Annotated in this window: 16 protein-coding genes; 4 read left to right on the top strand and 12 right to left on the bottom strand. The window is 60.1% G+C overall.

Going from position 1 to position 23,629, the window contains the following annotated elements:
- Positions 1-175 precede the first annotated feature (175 nt).
- A complete protein-coding gene (locus tag HDE77_RS11520) occupies positions 176-490 on the top strand; it encodes an antibiotic biosynthesis monooxygenase (RefSeq protein ID WP_184417484.1) in 315 nt (104 codons plus the stop codon).
- A 158-nt stretch (positions 491-648) separates the two neighbouring features.
- On the top strand, positions 649-837 hold the full coding sequence (locus HDE77_RS11515) for a hypothetical protein (protein WP_184417483.1): 189 nt from the start codon (positions 649-651) through the stop codon (positions 835-837).
- 115 nt (positions 838-952) lie between these two features.
- Here HDE77_RS11515 and gnd read toward each other — a convergent pair whose 3' ends face one another.
- The 3 genes from gnd to HDE77_RS11500 form a co-directional block, all read right to left on the bottom strand.
- Positions 953-1,864: a phosphogluconate dehydrogenase (NAD(+)-dependent, decarboxylating) gene (gene gnd / locus HDE77_RS11510; protein WP_184417482.1), complete on the bottom strand. Its 912-nt coding sequence runs from the start codon at positions 1,862-1,864 to the stop codon at positions 953-955.
- Between the two features lie 101 nt (positions 1,865-1,965).
- On the bottom strand, positions 1,966-3,486 hold the full coding sequence (locus HDE77_RS11505; protein WP_184417481.1) for a mercuric reductase: 1,521 nt from the start codon (positions 3,484-3,486) through the stop codon (positions 1,966-1,968).
- Complete coding sequence (locus tag HDE77_RS11500) at positions 3,473-4,804, bottom strand: glucoamylase family protein (protein WP_184417480.1); 1,332 nt, start codon at positions 4,802-4,804, stop codon at positions 3,473-3,475. Before HDE77_RS11500 ends, HDE77_RS11505 begins: the two co-directional genes overlap by 14 nt.
- Before the next feature lie 296 nt (positions 4,805-5,100).
- Here HDE77_RS11500 and HDE77_RS11495 point away from each other — a divergent pair, with 296 nt between their 5' ends.
- Complete coding sequence (locus tag HDE77_RS11495; RefSeq protein ID WP_184417479.1) at positions 5,101-8,982, top strand: glycosyl transferase family 36; 3,882 nt, start codon at positions 5,101-5,103, stop codon at positions 8,980-8,982.
- A 237-nt stretch (positions 8,983-9,219) separates the two neighbouring features.
- On the opposite strand, the gene ntrC is transcribed toward HDE77_RS11495, so the two are convergent.
- The 9 genes from ntrC to HDE77_RS11450 all read right to left on the bottom strand — a co-directional run bounded on the left by ntrC (position 9,220) and on the right by HDE77_RS11450 (position 21,458).
- Positions 9,220-10,602 (bottom strand): nitrogen regulation protein NR(I), encoded by a 1,383-nt coding sequence (gene ntrC, locus HDE77_RS11490; RefSeq protein ID WP_184417478.1) that lies wholly within the window; start codon positions 10,600-10,602, stop codon positions 9,220-9,222.
- A gap of 71 nt (positions 10,603-10,673) precedes the next feature.
- Complete coding sequence (locus HDE77_RS11485) at positions 10,674-11,681, bottom strand: ATP-binding protein (RefSeq protein WP_184417477.1); 1,008 nt, start codon at positions 11,679-11,681, stop codon at positions 10,674-10,676.
- Between the two features lie 308 nt (positions 11,682-11,989).
- On the bottom strand, positions 11,990-14,233 hold the full coding sequence (locus HDE77_RS11480; protein WP_184417476.1) for a S8 family peptidase: 2,244 nt from the start codon (positions 14,231-14,233) through the stop codon (positions 11,990-11,992).
- Positions 14,178-15,533 carry an ATP-binding protein gene (locus tag HDE77_RS11475; RefSeq protein ID WP_184417475.1) on the bottom strand — a complete coding sequence of 452 codons (1,356 nt, stop codon included), beginning with the start codon at positions 15,531-15,533 and terminating at the stop codon, positions 14,178-14,180. Before HDE77_RS11475 ends, HDE77_RS11480 begins: the two co-directional genes overlap by 56 nt.
- 14 nt (positions 15,534-15,547) lie before the next feature.
- A complete protein-coding gene (locus HDE77_RS11470; protein WP_184417474.1) occupies positions 15,548-16,636 on the bottom strand; it encodes a hypothetical protein in 1,089 nt (362 codons plus the stop codon).
- Positions 16,637-17,260: 624 nt separating this feature from the next.
- Positions 17,261-18,181 (bottom strand): TniQ family protein, encoded by a 921-nt coding sequence (locus HDE77_RS11465; protein ID WP_184417473.1) that lies wholly within the window; start codon positions 18,179-18,181, stop codon positions 17,261-17,263.
- Positions 18,174-19,115 carry a TniB family NTP-binding protein gene (locus tag HDE77_RS11460; RefSeq protein WP_184417472.1) on the bottom strand — a complete coding sequence of 314 codons (942 nt, stop codon included), beginning with the start codon at positions 19,113-19,115 and terminating at the stop codon, positions 18,174-18,176. The genes HDE77_RS11465 and HDE77_RS11460 overlap by 8 nt, the downstream gene beginning before the upstream one ends.
- A gap of 4 nt (positions 19,116-19,119) precedes the next feature.
- Entirely contained in the window at positions 19,120-20,949 is a 1,830-nt protein-coding gene (locus tag HDE77_RS11455; protein ID WP_184417471.1) for a Mu transposase C-terminal domain-containing protein, read from the bottom strand.
- Complete coding sequence (locus tag HDE77_RS11450) at positions 20,946-21,458, bottom strand: hypothetical protein (protein ID WP_184417470.1); 513 nt, start codon at positions 21,456-21,458, stop codon at positions 20,946-20,948. The genes HDE77_RS11455 and HDE77_RS11450 overlap by 4 nt, the downstream gene beginning before the upstream one ends.
- A 965-nt stretch (positions 21,459-22,423) precedes the next feature.
- On the opposite strand from HDE77_RS11450, the gene HDE77_RS11445 reads away from it, so the two are divergent.
- Positions 22,424-23,155 carry a hypothetical protein gene (locus tag HDE77_RS11445; protein WP_184417469.1) on the top strand — a complete coding sequence of 244 codons (732 nt, stop codon included), beginning with the start codon at positions 22,424-22,426 and terminating at the stop codon, positions 23,153-23,155.
- Positions 23,156-23,629 lie beyond the last annotated feature (474 nt).

Genomic DNA, 23,629 nt, shown 5'->3' with positions numbered 1-23,629 from the left:
GGATCACACGAAAAGCACTCGGCGACCAGTGTTGATGTTGAAAAGGACTGGGTTACTGCCTACGCAGGAATGACGACCTCGGAAGTACCCAGGCAAGTTTCAAACACTTGACCGCATGCACTTGGCGGCTGAACATCGATTGCGTCGCTCATTGGAAGGTCCCTGTGGAGGTCTCATGATCTGTCGCATGTGGCATGGCCGTACCCCGCGTTCAAAAGCCGACGCGTATGCAAGCTTTGTTGAACAAAGGGCGATCCCGGACTATCAGTCCGTTCCGGGCAACCTGAGTGTTGCCGTGCTACGTCGAGACGAAGGTGACGCAACCCATTTCCTGACAGTGACGTATTGGGAATCCGAGGACTGCATTCGTGCTTTTGCTGGCGATGACGTGCTCAAGGCCAAATACTATCCCGAAGATCAGGACTATCTTTTGGAGTTTGAGCCGCTCGTTCAGCACTTCAGTGTGACGGCGAAAGCAGATGCGCCGTAAAGCTCACTCAAGCTGCAGGCAGGCCGTCATGGCAACTACTTTTCTATCTACTCGCGATGTCATCCCCGAACGGACGCGTGGAAAGACTCAACACCGCCCAGATGTCGGTTCAAGCGTAAAGTGTCACTGGCCATGCTGCTGAAGAGGAGGACCACGTCATGCAAAGCACCTATGCGCTGGTTTCAGGTGTCATTTTCGGCGTAGTGGCCGTCATCCAGGCCATCCGGGCCTTCAATCAGTGGCCGGTGCAAGTGGGCCCCTTTGCGGTGCCCGTTTGGTTTTCATGGATCGCGCTGATCGTCGCCGGTAGCCTTTGTGTCTGGGCATTCCGGTCGGCGCGGCGGTGACAACGGCATGCCTGGCCGCGCGTCGAACGTTGGGGTTCGCGTTGCTCACCCCAACCTACGTCGCCGGACGGGACATCCCGGTGTCCCGAAACCACGGCGCGCGAATCCCGCCCGATTATTTCTTCTCAGACTTGATCTCATGCCCGCCGAACTCGTTGCGCATGGCCGACAACAGCTTGTCGGAGAACGACTCGGTGTCGCGCGAGCGCAGGCGTTCGATCAGCGAGGCGGTGATGATCGGCGCGGGCACGTTGAGGTCGATCGCCTCATCCACGGTCCAGCGACCTTCGCCGGAGTCGACCACGTAGGGCGCGATACCGTCCAGCTTGGGGTTCTTGCCGAGTGCATCGGTGGTCAGATCGAGCAGCCATGAACGCACAACGCTACCGTAGCGCCAAATCTCGCCGATCTGCTTGAGGTCGAGGCCGAACTCCTGCTTGTGCTGCAGGATCGAGAAGCCTTCGGCATAGGCCTGCATCAAACCGTATTCGATACCGTTGTGGACCATCTTGGTGAAGTGGCCGGAGCCGACCGGGCCGACACGACCCCAGCCCTGGGCCTTGGCCGGAGCCAGCGTCTCGAAGATCGGCTTCAGCGCATCGACGGTTTTCTCGTCGCCGCCGACCATCATGCTGTAGCCCTCTTTCAGGCCCCAGATACCTCCGCTGGTGCCGCAGTCGACATAGCCAAGGCCGTTGTCGGTATACAACTTGGCGCGACGCACACTGTCCTTGTAGTTGGAGTTGCCACCGTCGATCACGGTGTCGCCCTTGGCCAGCAGCGGTATCAGCGCGTTGACGGTGTCGTCGGTGATCTTGCCGGACGGCACCATCAACCAAACCACGCGCGGCGTCGGCAACGCCTTGACCAGAGCCTGCAGCGAGTCGGCCGAACCCGCGCCCTTCGTCTCCAGTGCCTTGCGCGCGTCGGCGTTTGGATCAAAGCCAGTCACCTTGTGGCCCCCGAGCACAAGACGTTCCGCCATGTTGGCGCCCATCTTGCCGAGACCGATCATGCCCAGTTCCATAGTGTGTCCTTAGGTTGAAGTAACGTGATCACAAGGCCGCCATCCTACGCAGGCCATCGATAAATCGGCGTGAGCGTAACAAGCCTGCATGGGTATAGCGGTCAGCGCGCGAGCCATCGCTGCATTCTTGCGCGTAGCCGCGATGAGACGCGCGTCCGGACATAGGCCTTGGCCGCTTCGCGGATTGCTTCGGCCTGGGTCGGGTAAGCGTGGATGACTTTCGCCAGCGTGCTCAGGCCGATCCCGGCGACCATGGCCAGGGTAATCTCGTTGATCATCTCGCCGGCATGACGAGCCACGATGGTGGCGCCGAGAATGGTATCGGTGCCTTCCCGGATATGGATTTTCACAAAGCCGATCTCTTCGCTGTCAGTTACGGCGCGATCGACCTCGTGCATCGGCACCGTAAACGTCTTGATCGGGATGCCTTTTCGGTTCGCGTCGCGAACGTAGATGCCGACATGGGCGATTTCGGGATCGGTATAAGTGCACCACGGGATGACCAGCTGGCTGAAGCGCTTGTTGCCGCGCATCAAGGCGTTGTGCACCACGATGCGTGCCGAGGCGGCCGCCGTATCGGTGTACTGCTCTTCCAGGCAGACATCGCCGCCCGCATAGATGCGTGGATTACTGGTGCGCAGGAAATCATCGACGGTGATGCCCTTGTGCTCATCGTAATCGACGCCCGCAGCTTCGAGGTCCAACCCCTGCACGTTCGGCATGCGACCGACGCCGGCGCCGAGCGAGTCGACTTCGACGGTGCTGTGGTAATCGGCGCTGACCAGATCAACGAACTTGCGGCCATCCTCCACGCGCACGGCGGTGACTTGCGTATTGAGCCGAACCTCAACCCCGTCGCGCGCCAGCGCGTCGGAAAGAATCTGCGCGGCATCGCGTTCTTCCTTCTCGAGAAACAACGGCTTGTCCTGCACCAGGGTGACTCGCGCACCCAGTCGACAAAACGCCTGGGCCATTTCGCAGCCGAGCGGGCCGCCGCCGATCAACAGCATGCGCTTGGGCAGTTCGGTCAGGTTGAAGACGTTGGCATTGGTCAGGAAACCGGCTTCCCGCAATCCCGGTATGTTGGGTATGTGCGGACGCGTGCCGGTGGCGATCATCGCCTTGCTGAAGCGCAACTCCTGGTCGTTCACCACCAGCGTATCGGGTCCGGTAAAATTCACACGGCCGAAAAATATATCGATGCCTTGCGCAGCAAGCCGTTGCACCGACGAGTCACCGCTGAGATGGCTGCGGATACGCCGCACACGTGCCATCGCCGCCTCAAAGTCGACTTCGATGTTGTCGGGAACTTTCGCACCGTAATTTGCGGCATCGCGCATCTCGGCATACAGCCGTGAGGTACGGATCAGCGCCTTGGAGGGCACGCAACCGGTGTTGAGGCAGGTACCGCCGATCAGGTGCCTTTCGATCATCGCCACCCTGACGCCCATTGTGCAGGCCAGCTCCGCGGCGGCGATGCCCGCGGATCCGCCGCCAATGATGACCAGCGGGTAGCGATCAAGCGCCTTGGGATTGACCCAGGACTGCGGATGCAGGTCCGCGAGGCGCTTGTCTTCGTAGGCGTCCTGCGGCGTGTTGAGCCTGGCGTCAAAGGGCGACATCAGCACTCTCCTGCTCGGTGGTTTCGCCCAGCCAGCCGCCTTCGAACCCGGCGATGCGCAGGCCGTCGGTGATATAGCGGCAACCACGCATCAGTTCCCAGATGAATTGGCTGCGATGGTTCTCGATCATCATCAAAACGACGCCTTGATCGAGACCATAGTGCCCTTCCGACACCCACGGTTCCTCGGGGCCGAAACCGATGCTCGGGTTGAAAGCGCCGGCCAGCCGATCGTCCGTCAGCATCTGCGGATAGCGCGTCAGCATGTTGCGGATGGCCAGCAGCACCGGCTCGGGCGCGAATGGCAACGACGCCAGCACGGCCGGCGGCGATAGCGTGCCGTCATCCGGGCCGTATGGCACGCCACGCGCCGCGTAGCCGAACAGCCGTCGCTTCTCGTTGAACAGGTCGGGCTGCTCGCCGGTGGGGCCGTCGCAGGCGGAGAGTCCCCAGCAATTCTCGCCATAGCCGACAAATTGATACGGATTGAGCTCCGTATACCGACGCTGGATGGCGACGGCGTTGCGGCTGTTCTCGAAATAATCGGAGCGCTTCTCGCGCATGAAACTGTCACGGATACCGCGCAGGTCGATCCACGCATGCGAGAACTGATGGATAAACAGCGGACCGGCGTACAGGTAATCGTAGTTGTACAGGTTCTCCCACTGATAGGTGGCCGTCCACGCGGCGTAGCAATCGCCGCTGATAGGGTGCGTCGGCGACCCCATCGCCAGCACATACAGCACGATAGCCTCGCTATAGCCCTCCCAGCCGTAGTGCAGGAATCCGCTCTCCGGCTTCCAGCCCTGCTTGATGGTATGTCCGCCGCCCTGTGCCCACTTCCAGTCGACGCGCATATAAAGGAAATCGGCCAATTCGCGCAGCTCGGTTTCATCCGGCGTATCGGCGGTGAAATACATGCCGGCGGTAAGCATGCCGACGATCAGCAGCGCCGTGTCGATCATCGATAGCTCCGACTGCCACACGCGCACACCGCTGTGGATGTCGAGAAAGTGATAGTAGAAGCCCTTGTAACCCGTCGCCGTGGGGCTGCCGCTGTGATCAGCGTCGCGAAAGAAACGCAGCGCCGCGAGCGTACGCTGGACGGCATCGGTGCGCTCCATCCAGCCGCGCTCCACCGCCACCGGATACGCCGACAGCGCAAAGCCGACGACCGCAATGCTGACCGGGGAATTGTCACGCGAGGTATCGGCCACCAGGCCGTTGACTGGGTTCACCGTCTGCAGGAAGTAGCCGAATGCGGCATGTTGCAGCCGATCGAGCAGTGCCTCGTCCGTGAGTGTGGGTAGCTGGGTCATTGAATCGGTTCCGGGCGTGGCCAGAGTGCCATGGTCAAATGATCGAAACGAATCTCGTACATTGCGAACCAGAGCAGGAAGGGATGACGGAACGGTTACAGGCGCATGGTTCGGATCGGGTCTGTATGGGTGGCAGCGGCATATGAAGGAAAGGCAGCTGATCAGCCAGCGGCGCCGCGGATAACCAATCCACAACAGCGTCATCCTACTCTGCCGAACGGTGAAGCTCAGGTTGACGCCACGAATGCCCCTGATGGCGCATGCTGGCGCCTTTATCGTCGTCAAGCGGGTCGCCCATGCCATCCCATTCCTCCCGTACCATCAACGGCCACCAGCGATGCCTGCTCTCGAACGGGCATTACAGCGTGATGCTGAGTGGCAACGGCTCCGGCTTCAGCCAATGGCACGAGATGGCCGTAACGCGCTGGCGCGAGGACCCCACCGGTGACGGCTGGGGCAGTTACTTGCTGTTGCGCGACGAAGAGGACGACGCCGTATGGTCGGCCAGCCAGCGGCCATATGGCACCAACATGCCGGACGACGCAGCGGCCTTCAGCGCCGGCCGGGCCGCCTTCACTCGCCGCCACCACAGTCTGCACAGCACATTGGATGTGGCCGTGGCCTGCGATGCCGACATCGAACTGCGCCGTCTTACCCTGAGCAATCACGGCGATCGCACGCGCACGTTCTCGGTGACCTCGTATGCCGAACTGGTGATCGGGCCGATCGGCGCCGACAACGCGCACCCGGCATTCTCCAAGATGTTCGTGCAGACCGAATGGGACGCCGAGCATGGCGTGTTGCTCGCCACCCGCCGCCGGCGCGCAAGCAGCGAAGCTGAAGTGTGGGCCGCGCACGCACTCCAGATAGCCGGGCAAGCGGTGGACGCCGAGCCCGAATATGAAACCGACCGCGCGCGCTTTCTCGGCCGCGGTCGCAGCTTGCGCCACGCGCAGGCGATGCAGCCCGGTGCCGTGCTGTCGAACACCACCGGTTGCGTGCTCGACCCGGTATTCAGTCTGCGTCGACGCGTGACGCTCGCACCGGGTAGCAGCGTGAGCCTGCTGTTGTGGACACGCCTGGCCGACTCGCGTGAGGGCGCCCTTGCGCTGGCCGCGCAGCTGACCAACGCGAACGCCGCCGAGCTGCTGTTCGCCGACGCAGCGAACCATGCGGAGGCCGAACAGGCGCGGCTCGGCATCGACGCGGCACAGGCGGCCCGTTTTGCGCACTGGATGAGCGCGCTGGTGAGCAGCGATCCGAACCAGCGCGCCGCCCCCGAAGTACTGATGCGTGGTCGCGGCGGACCACCCACGTTGTGGGCAGCCGGCATTTCCGGCGATCGTCCGATCGTGCTGCTTCGCATCGACGACCCCAGCGAACTGCCGCTCGTGCAAGAGCTTCTGCTTGCGCAGATCTATTGGCGCAGCAAGCGGCTGGCAGTCGATGTGGTGCTGCTGAATACCGGTACCGATGAAGATACGCTGCACAGCGTTCTCGATACGCTGGTGAATACCCAACAGGCGCTGCTGAAGGCCGACAGTACAGCGGTCAAAGCCGAATTATTTGCATTGCGCGACAACGCGATCAGTGACGACTTGCGCAACGGCCTGCTGACGGTCGCCAGAGTGCTGCTGGGCCGCAGCGACAAGGAGCAGGCTACCCACGCCCAGGCCGATCCATCAGCGGCACCGGCCCAACCCCGGCCGACGGCAATCCGCGCGCGAACACCGATTGCCGCCGCCGCGATCACCACTGCCTCCCTCGAATTCAGCAACGGCAACGGCGGCTTCAGCGATGGCGGGCGCAGTTATGAAATCAACCTCGACGACAACCACAGCACGCCGGCACCGTGGGTCAACGTGATCGCGAACCCCGCATTCGGCTTCCTGGTTTCGTCCGAGGGCGGCGGTTATGCGTGGTCGTTGAACAGTCAGCAGAATCCACTTACACCCTGGCCGAACGATCCGGTCAGCGACAGCCCGCACGACGTGCTGTATCTGCGCGATCAGGACACCGGCGTGTTGTGGAGCGCCACCGCACTGCCGATCCGCGTGGCCGGTGCCAAATATGCGACTACGCACGGCAAAGGCTGGAGCCGCTTCACCAACAATGCGCACGGCATCGAACTGGAACTGACCCAGTGCGTGCCCACAGCCGATCCCCTGAAGCTGTCACGACTGCGCCTGGGCAACCGCTCGGGGCGCACGCGGCAACTGTCGGTCACCGGCTACGTCGAATGGGCGCTGGGCGGAAACGGCACCACGCCAGCGCCGTACGTGATCACCTCGCGCGACGAGTCGACCGGCGCGTTGTTTGCGCGCAATCCATGGCGTGCCGATTTCGGCGATCGTATCGCCTTCATTGATATGGCCGGCCAGCAGCATTCGATGAGTGGCGACCGCGCCGCATTTCTAGGGCCGATCGGCGCCATCGAGCGGCCGGCGGCCCTGCACCGCGATGCACCGTTGGCCGGGCGGCTCGGGACGGCCCTGGATCCGTGTGGCGCGCTGCAGACAATGATTGAATTGCCGCCGAACACACAGATCGACATCGTCTTCATGCTTGGCGACACAGCCGACGAAGCCGCGGCCCAGGCGTTGATCACAAAATACCGTGCGATCGATATCGACAGCGTGCTCACCGACGTCGCCGCGCAGTGGAACGGCCTGCTCGACACGGTGCAGGTTCGTACGCCGAGTCGCGCGATGGACATCCTGCTCAACGACTGGCTGCTCTATCAGGTGCTCGGCTGCCGGGTGTGGGCACGCACCGCGTACTACCAGGCCAGCGGCGCCTATGGCTTCCGCGACCAGTTGCAGGACGTGATGGCGCTGTGCGTGAGCCGACCCGACCTCGCCCGCGAGCATCTGCTGCGCGCCGCCGGCCGCCAGTTTGCCGAAGGCGACGTGCAGCACTGGTGGCTGCCGCCGGCCGGCCAGGGCATCCGCACGAAGATCCGCGACGACCGCGTCTGGCTCGCCTACGTCGCCATGCACTACGTCGGCGTGACCGGCGACAACGCCGTGCTGGATGACGTGTTGCCGTTCCTGTCGGGGCAGGCCATTCCGGACGGTGCCACCGATGCGTTTTTCCAGCCCACTGCATCAGATCAGACAGTCTCCGTCTACGAGCACTGTGCCCGCGCGCTCGACTCCAGCCTCACCCGCGGCGCGCACGGCTTGCCGCTGATGGGCACCGGCGACTGGAACGACGGCATGAACGCGGTCGGCGAACAGGGACGCGGCGAAAGCATATGGCTCGGCTGGTTCTTGCTGGCCACCATCGCCGCGTTCGCACCACTTGCCGATCAACGCGACGAAAGCGCACGCGCCACGCGCTGGCGCACGTACGCCGATGACCTGCGCAAGGCGCTTGAGCAGGCCTGGGACGGCCAGTGGTATTTGCGCGGCTACTACGACGACGGCACGCCATTGGGTTCCCACGAAAGTGATGAATGCCAGATCGACACCATCGCCCAGTCGTGGAGCGTGATGGCGGGTGCGACCGATCGGGAGCGTGCTGCGCAGGCGATGGCTTCGGTCGACCGGCTGCTGGTCGACCACCCGAACCAAATCGCCCGCCTGTTCACCCCGCCGTTCAACCACAGCAAACAGAACCCCGGCTACATCAAGGGCTACCCGCCCGGCGTGCGCGAGAACGGCGGCCAGTACACACACGGTGCAACCTGGTCGATCTTCGCCTGGGCAGAGCTCGGCGATGGCGACCGCGCTGGCGGCTTGTTCGACCTGCTCAATCCGATCCGCCACAGCGAAACCGCCGAGGCAGCGCAGCGCTACATGGTGGAACCCTATATCGCCTGCGCGGACGTCTATTCCGAACCACCGCACGTCGGCCGCGGCGGCTGGACCTGGTACACCGGCTCCGCCGCATGGCTGTATCGGGGCGGCCTGGAGGCAGTCCTTGGCTTCCATCTGCAAGGCGACAAGCTGCGCATCGATCCGTGCATCCCCAGGGAATGGCCGGGATTCGAGCTCACTTATCGGCATCGCGGACCGCAGCATGTGACTTGCTACGAGGTCAGTGTGGAGAATCCAGGCAAGGTTTGTCGTGGGTTGACGTTGATTGAATTGGACGGCCAAACGATGCCCGCCAGTGATGCCATTGCGCTATCCGATGATGGCCGGAGCCATAAGCTGCGCATCGTGCTTGGGTAGGGCCGTGGTTTTTGCTTGGCTGGCGCCGCTGCTCTTGTGGGAGCGACTTCAGTCGCGATGCTTTGGCTTTGCTGCGTTGTCTTGCTGGCTTCAGATCTGCAACTACAAAAGAAATCCACAGCAGAGCATCGCGACTGAAGTCGCTCCCACAAGAGCAGAAAAGCCCAACGTGGCAATGTCCCGCTAACACCCGCCCCTCACCCAAGCCCTCTCCCCGATGCGGAGAGGAGGCAAAATCTACCGCCTTCGCGTGCGCGACGCGCCCAGCTTACGGGTCAGCGTGTTGCGCCCCACGCCCAGCGCCTGCGCCGCATTCTGCCGATGCCCTTCGCTGGCCAACAACGCTGCTTGTAGCAGAGTCTGGTCGAGCGCCTCGCGGGCACGTGCATGAATGTCTGCGTCCCCCCTGGCCAGTGCATCGACTGCCCACTCCCGCAATGCATCAGTCCATTCACCGCTGCCCGACCCACTCGCGGTGGCACCTCCCAGATCAGCAGGAAGAATTTCTGCCCCTGGCGCGATCACGGTCAAGCGCCGGCACAGGTTTTCCAGCTCGCGCACGTTGCCGGGGAACTCGCGCTGCCCGATCAATTTGAGTGCAGCGCGCGAGAAGCGCTTCGGCGGCAGCTTCAGCTCCTGCGCCGTGACCGCGAGGAAATGCTGGGCCAGCAGCGGGATGTCGCTTCGTCGCGTACGCAACGGCGGCAATTCGATGCGCACTACATCAAGTCGATGCATCAAGTCGGCACGAAACTGTCCGGCGGCAACGCGCGTAGCCAGATCCTGATGAGTGGCTGCCACGATGCGCACATTGCCGCGAATCAGCTCACGACCACCAACCCGATAAAACTCGCCACCAGCCAGCACACGCAGCAGGCGCGTCTGCAACGCCAGCGGCATGTCGCCGATCTCGTCGAGAAACAGCGTGCCACTCTCGGCCTGCTCGAAGCGGCCGGCGTGGCGACGCGTCGCCCCGGTGAACGCGCCGGCTTCGTGACCGAACAATTCGCTCTCCAGCAGTTCGCTGGGAATTGCCGCTGTGTTCAGCGCGACGAAGGGTTTGCTGCGTCGCGCACTCTCCTCATGCAGCGCACGTGCAACCAGTTCCTTGCCGGTGCCGGTCTCGCCGGTGATCAGCACGTTGAGGTCGCTGGCGGCGACACGGCCGATCAGGCGAAACACCTCGCGCATCGGCGCACTCTCACCGAGTAGTGCATGGTTCGGCGCGGCGGCATGTTCACTGACCGCCGTGGGCAGCGTCACGCTGGCCAGTGCGCGCTGCACGACCGCGACCGCCTGGTCGAGATCGAACGGCTTGGCCAGATAGTCGACGGCGCCGGCGCGATACGCCGCGGCGGTGGTGGCCACGTCGGTGTAGGCACTCATCACGATCACCGGACCGATGCCCTGTGCCTGCAATTCGGTCAGCAGACTCAATCCATCCTCGCCGGGCATGCGCACATCCGTGAGCAGCAGTGCCGGCCGCGCTTCCAGCAGCGCCGCGCGCACGCTGGCCACCTCGCCGAACTCACGTATCGCCAGGCCGGCATCGCGCAATGCCTCGGCCAGCACGAAGCGCACGCCGCGATCATCGTCGACGATCCAGATTTCTTCAGTCATGACTTTGCTCTGCGGTGGCTTTTCTGCTCGCCCGGCACGTAAGGGGAGGAAGTAAACGCGGTGCGCGGCAGTCAGTCATGCGCGCGCTCCAGCGGCAGGTACAAGGAAAACACGGTCTCGCCTGGTCGGCTCGTGCAGCGCAACTCACCGCCGTGTTCGTGTGCGATCTCGCGCGACAACGCGAGCCCGAGGCCGCTGCCATCGGCGCGGCCGGACACCAGCGGCTGGAACAACGTGTCGCGCAGCTGTATCGGCACGCCCGGGCCGTCGTCGATCACATCCACCCGCAGCGCCATGCGCAGCACGCGCTCGCCCAACCGCAAGCCGTGCTCGACTCGGGTACGCAAGGTAAGCGTGTGCGCGCCCGCCTCCAGCGAATTGCGCGTGAGGTTGAGCAACACTTGTTGTAGTCGATCCGCATCGCCGAGCAGATCCGGCACGCTGGGGTCGTAGTCGTGGCGCAGTTGCGGTGGCGTCGGTTCGGCCTGCAGCAGATCGGTCAGCCGCTCCAGCAGCTGATGGATATTCACTGGGCCGATCTGCGCCGCGCCGTCATGGTGCAGCAGCCGGTTGGCCAATGCGCCCAGACGATCCGCCTCGTCGATAATCAATCCAGCCAGCGCCTGCAGATCCTCGCTACCGACGCGCCGCTGCAACAGCTGCGCCGCGCCGCGCAAACCAGCCAGCGGATTCTTCACCTCATGCGCAAAGCCACGCAGCGTGGCCGACAACGGCGAGTTGGTCGTCAACGGCTCGGCCAGCGCATGTACTTCCAGCAACAGGCCATCGTCGAACGGCTGCAGCGCAACGTCCGCGGTGATTTCGCGGCCACTGGCCGTGACCAGCGCAACCCCGCGCCATTGCTGCGGCCGCCGCTCCAGCAAACTTCGACCGGCCCGCTCCAACCCGTCGGGATCGCCCAGCCACAGACCCAGCGACTGCCCGACCGCACCGCGCGTGCCGAGCTCCAGCCACTCAGCGAGCGCGGGATTGATCCACTTGACCTGCAGTCCCCCGTCGACCAGGGCCAGCCCGGTCGCCATCTGATCTGCCCAAGTGCGCCAAGCCATCGCGTTCATTGCACCATGGTGGGATTTGCGCCGGTTTGGTGCAACAACACGAAAAGAGGGCCCGTTGCCTTGAGCCTATGTTGTCGGCGACGCGTAACTGTGTCGCACTTACAGTTAACCTTGTCACAGCAACCTAACCCTGTCGTAGAGCGGCGGACTATTTCTACCGCTAGCCTAAAGAGTCAGCGGGTTCCGCACGTGGCTACCATGTCCACTTTCCCTTGCGCCACGGTGTCTCGACCCACTCCTGCGCGTGCCACGAGCAAAGTACCCAAGAAGACGCCTTAGGACTATGTCACTGCCGTGATGATGCGATCTCAGACACGCAACTGCGTCGGCGTTACAAGCGCCGTTGTTTGATGCTTCAACTTTGCCAGGGCGCGCACGCCGTCTCGATAGACGGGCATGCCATCTTCCAAACCCCGTAACGTCACGATGGCATGGACCACTTGCGGGCTGGCAGGTATCGGCTCGCCGGCCCGGTACAGTACGTCGAATCTGAGTTCCCAGTCAGTGCCCGCCACTCCGCGCGGAAATCGCTTCCGATACACCTTAAGGGGATTCCATTTCATCCCGTGCTCAATCAGCGCGGACTCGATGGCGTTCGCCTTGCCCTTGGGATCCGGTGGCACGCATCCGGTGAAGTGGACCTTGCCATCCCTTTTTAGCTGCAGCGGCCCCATAGAGACCGCCACATTCGAACGGCAATATTCGGCACCATTCGCCCCGTTCAACACCGGCGGATAGCACAAAGTAATGATGATCTCCCCCACAAATTTTCCATCCACCAGAAGGCAATGGGGCACCGGAAAGGCGTGATGGATCTCGCGGCCCTGTGGGATCGCCACCGTATGGAAGGTCGTAAACATATCATCCGTGCACATCAGGCTTTCAGAAATACCGAACGGCAAACCAAAGCCGTAATACCTCTGATGATCAGCGCTCCTGGGTGGCGAGTTGATCACCGCTGAGTGCACGATAAGAGCCTTGACTAAAGACGGCGTAGGATTGTTTCCTGAGGCCGCAAGGACCTCCCACATCTGAGCCGCTAGACTTGCCACCAACGGCGCCGCGTAACTAGTCCCATGGCCAATACAAACATTGCCATTAGGCGCGATGGAGCTGATGCCGCCGGCCGATTGATTATCTAAGGTGCAGTTGCCACCGTAGTGCACCACTTCGGGCTTCGGCACGGCCGCCGCTGCAGGTCCACGGCGTGAATAGGGTGCAGGCTCGTTCTTCTTGACCCCGCTAGCAACATCGCCGTGAGCGATGGATCCAACGGTGAGGCTTCGCATCGAGTCGGCAGGCGCGGTAATGCGATCCCGATCGTCTGCTCCGTAACTGGCGGGCGGCCACGGTCGCAGCGGCGTTGGATCGAGATCGTTGCCGGCGGCCACAACGAAGAGGACGCCATACGTGCCAGCTAACTCATCTAGATCCCGCGCCATTTGGCTGAATTCGGGCCCGGTCAGCGGCACGTCCAGGCCGATACTAATGCTCCACACGTGCACCTGTGGAAAGTCTCGGAGCGCGTCACCCACGCGCGCAAGGAAGTCGCTTACTGTCGTCTTTTCTTTACGCGAGAATGCACGCACGTCGACAATTCGAACAGGTTCCAACGGCAGTTCGAAGGCCTGGCTATTGAGCTGCGCGGCACTCGCGAGCAGTCCGGCAATAAAGGTCCCGTGCGAGTAATCCGAGGCCGGAGCCGCGGGCGTCATGGCGATCGCATTGGATTGCGCCACTATCCAAGGCTGCAGCGCAGGGACCGGGTAGCAGCCTGAATCGAGCAAACCCACCGTCGCGTAGCGCTTCGCTCCATCCGGAGGCGCAATCTTGAATACTTTATTAGGAATGGCTGCGCCAGGCGGATGAGCATCAATGACAGCGTTCGGCGTCACCTCGCGGACAGCAGCCAACTCGCAAAGTGACACCAAGTCAGCAGGACGCGCCTTTGTGACAAGGTAGCTACCTCCCCGGAGTGGTTTCACTTGTGCGTTTTTATGGACGGCCCAGGCAAACAGCGAGCGCCTGGCCTCTTCATTGATGACTGCGTCATCGAAATCAAAAAGCCGCGTGAGCACGCCCTTTTTATATCGGACATCTTCGAACGGCACGGCTGTGACATCGGCGACCTCAAACGGTCGAACCGCACGAATCGTCGTGACGTCAGCTTCGCCATTTTTCGTAGTATTGGACCGAATCGAATCAAGCGTGGTTTGCGACGAGCTTCGGCTTACGCTCACCAACAATGTACCGATTGAGGTACCGCCAATAACCCGATTACGTCCCGATTGCTCTAGGAGATACATAGGGCGGTGCGACTTCGCCAACGCTTCTCGATTGAGCTCGATCTTTAGCACGCCGCGTGTCAGCGAAGCGCTTTCCGCGCGCGCTAGAACGTTCGTGACCGCTGCCTCCCACTCCAGAGCCACATCCTGGCGGTGAGCATCAAGGTCAGTAACGAAATGCTTTCGGTTACCACCGCCGGCAGGCTTTGGCCTAAGCTCTTTTGGCAGATGATTTACGACCAGCGCCGGGTTTTTGTACTTTTCCACTGTCCGTCCCCTTGTCCACGGCAACTAGGCCGCCTGATTTCCCTGTTTTTCGAATGCCTTCCTTGGCGACAGGCTTGACCTTCACCTTCATATCCGCCGAAAGTTTTATGACTTGTCGACGAGACATGTTGCTCGCGGCGGCCGCAAGGCGCTGCGGTGTCTTGTTATCAAGAAGAAAACGAGCGATCGCCGACTCGGTCGGCGACATCCCCCGAGCAATAATTGATGTCTGCGCCATGCGGTGCAACAAGAGATGAGCCGGCACGGTCTGCTCGCCCGCGATCACGGCACCACGAATACAGTCCTCAGCCACTTCCCGCAGGGCAGCGCCGGACAATCCCTCCGATAGCAAGACCGCCCGGTCCAAGTGCTCAGATGGTAGGAACGATTTCAAATACGACCGAAGAAGCGCGTCGCGCAGCTCTGGCCGCGGCAAATCCATATTGATCCGAAAGCTAAACCGTCGCCACACGGCTGCGTCAAGCAGCTGCTGATGATTTGTCGCCGCAATAAGCACGCACGATGGTGGCAAAGCGTCGATGTTCTGCAACAGCCCCACCACAACACGCTTGAGCTCGCCGAGCTCCTGTGCGTCATCACGTGCCTTCGCCAACGCATCAAATTCATCAAGGAAGAGTACGCATGGCCGTTCTGAGGCGTGGTCGAACAACTTACGTATATTCTTCGCCGTGCTTCCGAGATAGCTGGATATTAATGAGTCACATCGGGCCGTCATTAATGGCAGCCCAAGCTCGGCCGCGAGATGACGCGCCAACTGTGTCTTACCGACGCCTGGCGGCCCGAAAATAAGCATCCTGGGCGCCACACCGACGCCGGCCTCAACCAGCTGATCGGTGGCGCGCGCGTATGTCAGAAAGCGATCAACATCGCTCCGAATATGCGTATCGAGAATCGCGTGGGCCTCGCCCGGGGCCAACTTTTCGATATCGGCCAGTTCCAACTGACTTTCCTGATCGACAGGAAGCTCAGGTGCGGTTGAACCGCTATAGGCCATGAGCGTCGGCGAGATACCATCGAGCTTGGTCTGCAGCAAGCGAGCTTGCTGCAGCTCGCCGTCTTTCTCAAGGCGAGCTTTAAGCGCCTGCGCGTAATTAACTACAGTCTGGACGTTGAACTTCAGCCCACCCTCGATGATCTTTAAGACGTCACCAAAGTGCTGCACTGTATATACCTCCGTGGATGACGGACAATATACCAGTGCGGTACCAAAACCGCTACTATCGTGACCAAAATAGCCAATCGTGGAACCAAATTCCACTTTATGGGTCAGGAAGCTCAAAAGACGGGCCCATACTAGCCCAGCCGAGCCGTCACCGAGCCGGTTCCCTCCGGCACGACGACTTCATATCCCAGACTGCTTTTCCGATCTTGATCGCACCAAGGCCGCGTTCGCGCCGACAGGTAGTTGAACCAGATCGTTGGCAGGGGTCCCCCTAATGCACGGTGATGCGCCACAATTCTTGCCAAAGTCTCGTCGTCCGGGTGCCCGAATCGTGCACCGCTGCTTGAAATAACGTAGTTCGTGCACTGGAGACTCGTAAGGAGCTCCATCGATAAATTGGACGCACTACCGTGGTGGGGCACCTTAAAGAGATCGACGTGCAATGGCGCGCCTCGCTCGGCAGCGAGTTCCTCCAGTGCGGATGTGAGCGAACGGGCGCATGCATCGCCGCCAAATAGCGCCACGGCTGCGCCATGCTCGATTAGGACAACTATGCTGGACAAGTTCGCGAGAGCGTGATCGTTCTTGAACTCAGCACTGGCAAGTGCGTCGAAATCGAATTCACCCGAGCTGCTGTGCTGCACTAGCGTTGAATCACTTATCGCCGGCGGCTGACCAGGCACGATGCCGGCCTTCTCGCATTCCTTCTCCCAGCTCGGCGCGAGTGCTTCCAGTTGGAGTGTCGTCGGACCGATAAGCGTAATGCGCGACGTGTCACTGAACCACATGACCGGAAAGGTTTTGCCGTTTCTGGCCGCGGGGCCATGCGAAAAAGCCTTGTTCCAAGGAATGCTTCGCGCATAAATGGAAGATTCAAGTCGATTGCCCATTAACGCACCGTGCTCACCCAACTCGCCTGGATTGGGTGGGGTGGCCCTCAAATGCCGGTACCCGTTGAACCAGATCTGATCGACCGTGAGCATTGACGCTGGCAACTCATCGAGGAGCTTGAGGATTCCTTCAATATGGTCGCGATCAATATGCGTGACAATTAATAGATCGAGTTTAACAACACCGCGGTCGCGGAATATCTGCGCGATCGCTTCCCCGGTTCTGGCCAAGCCTCCATCAATCAATATCGTCCTAGGAACGTCGCCCTCCAAGGTTATTAGTAGCGCATCGCCTTCATCCGCCTGTAAGGCTTCGATTTGCATTCCCATACAGCGTCCTTCGCAATGGAGAATCTGATCTTGCACTTGGCGCTGAGCTGGGCTTAGCCTGCCTCAACACGCACCGATCTTGGAGGCGCATTCTAAACCTGAAGCTTCTTCCAAAAGCTCTGAGCGTTTGCAACCCGATAGCGGGCACTATCTGGCGATCAACTTGGCGGTATGCGGATGCAGGACCTTTAGTCCAGGTGATCAACTTCGTCGGTGCCTGCACCCGCGTATGCCAAGACCCCGGTTTCACGAACACTATAGGGCCGCATCCGCACCCTCTGTCCGGATGACGGCATCTACGGAACGCGGTCAGTTGAGGGAAGATGCCGACTTGCAGCTGGCCAACAGCGATGCAGCGATTGTCCCGGCCCTCCCTCGGCCACCCTTGCAATGCACGGCCACGCCTTCGCCGCGATCGACTACTGCGTGAAGTTGGGGCAGCGACATCTTCAAAATTGCCAGCACTCACCCAAATTCGCGTGCCGATGGCGGTCGCTGTCCGAGCGCTACGAATCCCGGGTATGGCAGACAATTCGTCACTCACAACCCGAGGGCGGAATGATCACTGTCTTCATCCACCGACGTATGTCGGGCACACGCTCGATCGGACTCTTACGAATGCTTTTATTTTGCGTTGTAAGCTCCACTCACAATGAAAAGGACCGCCCGACGGCACGCAATGGACTGAATGCCTGAACGCAAATCTCTCCACGCCGGATTCGAATCCCGAACGGGTGATTCCTTGAAAGTGAACGACATCACTCGTTGATCTTCGAATGAAACAGCGTCCGATTCCTCGACAAGGAGCCTCCCGTTTGCCGTTGCAGATCTAGCCAACGTGACAGCGTGCTCCATGACATCGCGCTCGATCGACCTGGCGCGGTCATCCAAAACTCGGCATATGGGTGCACACACACCTGTTTGGTATAGCCAAGCTTCGAAGTTCTTCAGCCGATTCCAGGCCTCAATCGAACTCGGTGCTCTCGGTCGAGCACCGAAGGCATACGCTCTCGCCAGCATGAGATCCTGTCGAAACTGCGGCAGACTCCGCTGATCCGGCCCTTCGCCAATAAACCATCCGTGGGGAAGTTTCCGTGTGCCATCGGATGACACGCGGGACCATCGAAACAGCGGGCACCCGTGCCTTTGGCAATGGGTGAGGAAAATCCTCGCCCAATCCAGCCGGAAGTAAGGTATATGACCTGCGGAGGCATCTTCGTGGAAACACATCGGGCAGTATGGGTATCGAAGCCTCTGACTCACCAAAGGGCTTGATACCTGCGCCCGATGAATTTCCAGAAGCCGCCGATCGATTCCTGTCTTCTGGGCATAAATGTCCAGGAAACCACCCTCCTTGCAGACATCCAGATCCTTGAGGGCCACCAGGCCGCTTATGAAAGCGGCCTGGTAAACCAGTTCCTTGCGCAATACACCCCAAAGCTGCGCTTGACGATCGACGAGCGAGGAGATCGACTCACCGGGCATCAGGACCTGAGGCACAAGTTTCAAACGCCGAGACTGCGGGGTCGCCAGGTAATTATCCATTCACGCCATCTCCGGTCCCGGGGCGAGCTGGCGGAAATTCGGCATCCTTGAGCCCCTGCAGAGTCAGGCATTCCTCGCCGCTGAGAATGGCGCGCACCGCCGCACAAGTGATACGCGCCATGATCTCCCGCAGACTGCCCCCCGAAATATCGATCAGGTACCTAAGCGCCTCCTCGTTGCGCAAGGCAGAGGCCTTACGCAGAGGGAGCGTTGCCTCAATATTGGAAACGAGGTCGGCGAACGACTGGTCCAACTTCCACAATGGCAATTTGAACGGGCGCAGGCGTTTGGCCAGATGCTTATCCATCCGGAATGTCTGCTCGGATTCCGGAGCACCCAGGCAGATCAATGGAATGCGAGCTGTGTTCGACAGGTACTTGATACTCAGCAAAACACGTTCGTGCTCGCGCTGAGTGCCTTTGGCAAGATCCTGGATTTCGTCCACCACGAAAGCTCTGACCTGGAGTGCCCGGAAGAGGCGGATGACTGCCAATTCACGATCCGGCGTATGCATCGATTTGGCGACTGGCCCATCCAGAGCCTGCAGCACACGGCCGTATACCTCGCGCATACTGCGTGCCCCTTCGGCGCTGATCATGACAATCGGTCCTTTGCAGGCACGTGCAAGCTCCTCACCGAAGGTGCTCTTGCCCGCACCCGGCTCGCCCATCAGGAGCATGCCCCTCCCGGGCGTGCCGTCTGGTTGCGACAAGATCCAATAGGCATAGTCCATTGCTGCGGTATAGGCCGCATGTTCAATCACAATGCCCTTCTTGATGATCTCAATGCGTTCCTCGTTCGAACGAGTGGCATCCATGCGGTATGGCGGCGCCAGATGCACATAGGACTCGGGACTTCCCGGTCCCGGCGAGGTGGGCAACTCTGGTGGCGCATTAGCCGGCAAATTCTGTGCGGTGTCGATAGTCGTATCCATACGTTTAGCTCCCTTTCCTGCGAACATTCAACTGGTTTACGGGCGTGTCGAAATTGAACAGTGGCACACTCACCGCTGGTGCCGGCTTCTGTGCGTCGCTGGATGCCGGCACGTCAGCCGAACGCTGCTTCTGACCTCGAGCGATCGCTGCCTGGCGATGTTCTTTTTTCGTGTCCTTCGTGGCATTTTTGGTGAGCGATTGTCGCTTCGTCAGGCCCGCGTCCTGCTGGGCAAGAAGCTCAGGATCGTGACCCAGCAATTTTTGCTGCTTGCGCGCATTGCGACGTTCGTACAACGAGAGATGATTTACATCACCTCGCGTGTCGTACGCCACGAGCGGTATGCCATTGGGTCCCTCAATGATGACCTTCGAGACATCGCCGGGGTCATAGGAAACGGGACGCTCGATACCATCACCAACCCATTCCTCGAGTCCCTCCGCCCAATAGAAGCGCCTGAACATTTGGATGCCGGTCCGACGCACTCGTCGCATTTCAAACGGATAGAACGCGGTTGGCAGCATCCACTGCTCCCAGCCAGCGGGAAGAATGCGCTGTTCTTCCTGACACGATTGAAGTTCATCCCACTTTACGAGGGGTGGAACGCCCAGCGTCCGATGTTCTTGCGTGTGGTAGACATTGACGATCTCGTTGACCAGGAACGCTTTGAACTCCGTCAGCGTCATGACCGCCTTGGCTTCAGCATCGTAATCGCCGCGGTTGACGATATTGTTCTGTGTCGCGCCGGGCAACAGACGACACCGCCCCATAAATGTACCGATGAGGCGCTCAATCATCCCACCGTAATGTGGGGATCCCACTGGCCGATATTGGATGTCGATGCCCAGATTGCTGCATCCACGCTGCAGTGCATCGCTATGGAAATCTCGTCCGTTATCCAGATGGATGCAACGCATGACGCCGAAGACAGGCCAGCGACCTGTCAAACCCAGCGACGCAACGAACGCCTCCTTGGGCAACAGGGCGTTTAGCAGGCACATGGCCACGGACACCGCGCTCGGTGGTTCGAAGGTGATGTAGACACCCACGACCATGCGTGTCGCCACGTCGATAGCCAGGGTGATCCAAGGTCGCCCAATGGGTATCGCCCGGTTATCCTCGGACACCAGAATGAGGTCAGCCAAGGTGTGATCGATCTGGACGGTCTCCAGCGCTAATGCCGCTTCGATATGGCCCACCATGGCCTTGAGGGTGTACTTGGCTTTCTTCGCCCCCTTTCGCAACGCCATTGTTCGGTAAGCATCGAGAGCAGCCGCACGTTTTCGCACCGTCGTGTCGAGAGGCGCCCTCAGCCCCTGGGTTCGGCACTCGGACTGAATCTGATCGATGATGTCGGACAGATTTGGCTGGTTTGGGACGAGCCAGTTCTCGGCGAGCTGACGTGCGATAATTTCTTCTACGGCGGGCGACAACATCCGCATGCCTATTGGTCGCCCGCATACTCCCCCGCGCAATGCGTCGACCGAATCTACGCGCTTGATTTGCTTGACGACACGCTGAAGCGTGCGTTTACTGCATCCAAGCTGAAGTGCATAGGATGTGTAGGTCTTCTGCCTCTCCTCGAGAGTCGGTGCCTTGATAATGGCGCGAGCAGCATTGGCCATGCTTTCCAGCTCGTTCCATTTAAGCAGGTCGATCTGTGCCAGAGGCTTCGGCACATGAGGTGCAAGCGCCACCTCCCCGACAGGAGCCCGGCACAGTACGGACGAATCCTGCAAATCCATCAATGTGACGGCCCCGTTGTATGCCGGATCCATCACGCGCATACGCAGGCCCTGGTAGATCACGTCGTTGCCTTTCTGAAAATTGCTCATGACAGGGCCTCCGGCAACGTCGCCAACCGAACGAGCGGCATGTTCAAGGCTTCTTTAATGACACGTACTCGCTCCACCCAGAGATCGTCGTCAACGGAAAACCGCGTCGGCTTGACCTCGACCAGCGAAAGCCGCTCGAGTCCAACGGCGGACCATGGTTCTGGCACGTCGCAAAGCATCACCAGCACGTCCGGTGTGTATCGCCGAACGGTTCCTCGCCATGTCCACTGAATAGTTACCGGCTGCGTGGCCAGCGCTACGCATCCCTGATCGGCAGCCAACGCCCTGAGAACGTGCCGCTCCAGCGCACTTTCCACCCGCAAGAGCGGCTGACAGCGGAATGCGCAGACGTAGCCGCCATGATGGCGGCCGCGGGAGAGCGGCACACGCCGAAAGCCCCACTTCAGTTCTACGCCTTCCGTTCTGATTCGCTCCTTCAGAAGCGACGCCAGTTCGTCCTTGGTGGACGGATTCCTACATGCGATACGCAAAAATTCAAACTGTTTCATCATTTTGTTGCTCCATGGACATTTCAGGCACCTTGGTGCCGATATGGGATGGAGCGCTTAGCAAAAACTATCCGCAACCTTGACAAGATTGTTGGTCGGGCTAGGATGCAGTCGTCGGGGACATATCGACGAGCTGGCAACGGCCTACGGGATCTAGACACCCCGTAGGCCGCTCTGCTTAAGGCTCCTGAACGAGTTTGCTTGGTTGAGTTTTAGTTCTTCATCGTGCCTCCTTGTCCCTCAAGTGTCTGACTGCGGCTTTTCCTTTTCTTGCCGATTTCCGGAAGGTCATTTGATAAGCATTCCGCCCATCTCAGCTCTCCGTCGATTTATCTGCCAACGTTCTTAGCCACTCCGAAACGTCTCGCGTACGGGCGTACCGTCCCCGTCGATTTGGCAAGCGAAATGTCGAAACCGGAAGTTGACCGGTAAGAGCTGCACGCAGGAACGAGCGGTCGCTGCGGAACCCCAAGGCCAATCGCAGAGGCCGTCCACTCATTAGTTCGCCGTAGCGCTCCAGCAGATCGCTCACGAACGCCCTTGGCGCTTCGTGTTTTTCACTTTCCATCGCCATTCCCAGCCAACAGCCGCCATATGCGGCGTAGAAACTATGTCAGGCTAATTGGAGTAGCAAAACTCATGCAAAATGGCTATTTTGCTACTCCATGGAAAGTCATTCGACCAAACGGGGTAGGCCCTCGACGGATATCGCTGCAAACATTCGCAATCGGTTGTGGGCTTCAGAGGTCTACCGGCGAGCGGGATGCTCGTGGGACGAACTGGATTTTCGCTTTATCCCGACGGCGTCAGGACCCAAAGCTCCGCGGTCGCGTGCGTTTTGGAGCATGGCTCACGCGGGAATCGACCCACGCTCCAAACCGCGGCTTCAAAGCGGTGTGGATCTAGTTGAGGTCACGGACGGCTGCCCAGAGCTCACTGGCACGAAGGCGCTGTACGAGTCGAAGTTGTGGAAGCTGCTAGATAAATCGCTGACCAGATTCGAACGTGGCGAGATCTTCACGGCATTGATTCAGTCGCTTGGCCTGTTTCGGGCAGATTGGCTCGTCCGGCCCATGGGCCATTGGATTCTTCCTGACGAGCCTGCTTTCAGATCCATAGATGATGATGCGACCAAGCATGTCATTCAGTACCTTGCCAATACCCCGTCGCTCGACGGCATAGCTCTACTTGGCTGTGCGTATAAAGAAGCCATCGATCGGCTTGATCTCGTCGAAGCGAACTCTTACCTCAAAGGTATGCGGTCGCTTTTTGTTGTGATTGCTAAGCCCTTCCCGGCAAACGTCAAAACGTGGATCGGAGATTTGCAGGCTATCGTGGAAAAGCGGGTATGCAGGAACGACTGGACCGATCTGTACGCCTCATCGGCTCGTGTGAAATCGCGCGCAAAACACGGAGTTGCACCTGAGTCCGATGCAAGGTCAAAAGCAATCGCTTTGCTCAACGGTGACGCCTTATATCGGGGAACACAATACTTCGCGGTCGCGGCGCCGATCGTGCCAATAAACGACCGGCTTCATTGGTTCCACGCAAACCGACATGCCATTAGCGATGGCTATGAGGCTGCCGAAAGACCATTCCTTGTGGACACTTTATCGGTAAACGCCACCTCAGTCGGCCGCGAAACGACCGAAGACATTGCTGACAAGCTAGGGTTGTCTATACCACCGGCCAAGTAGGGTGACCTAACCTTGAGGAGGAAACGGAGCGTCCTCGTGGCTAAACTGGGAGGTAGCACCTCCTTATATTCTTATTGGTAACCAAGAGTTACTAGCAAAATTGTTCTCGCTTCCCGACGTATGGGTCGTGCGAGCGTAGGTTAAAGTCCGCGCGCCCGCCATCGCTTCACGAGTCTTCTGCGAAGGCTGTGCACGTCGCATCGGGACAACCCTGTATTACGTGTGGTCCGCCCAATTGGGCAGCAGCCTGCTGCCCAATTCAGAGCCTTAGGGACGTCATCGTCAGTGATGAATTTATTGGTGTGCAGCGCATGCCAGAACGACGGCCGTTTCTGATCCTAAGGGCATACCCAATTGGTCAGCAACCTGCCGACCAATTTGCGCAGCAGGCTGCTGCACAAATTGCCGCAGCGACGCAATTCCCTAGGACGTCGACGGCCGCGAGCTAACCGACTGTCGCATTTGGGCGACCGT

This window comes from Rhodanobacter sp. MP7CTX1, from assembly GCF_014205795.1.
GTDB lineage: Bacteria > Pseudomonadota > Gammaproteobacteria > Xanthomonadales > Rhodanobacteraceae > Rhodanobacter.
The sequence above is the reverse complement of the archived record's forward strand: the minus strand, read 5'-3'. Positions and strand labels throughout refer to the sequence as shown.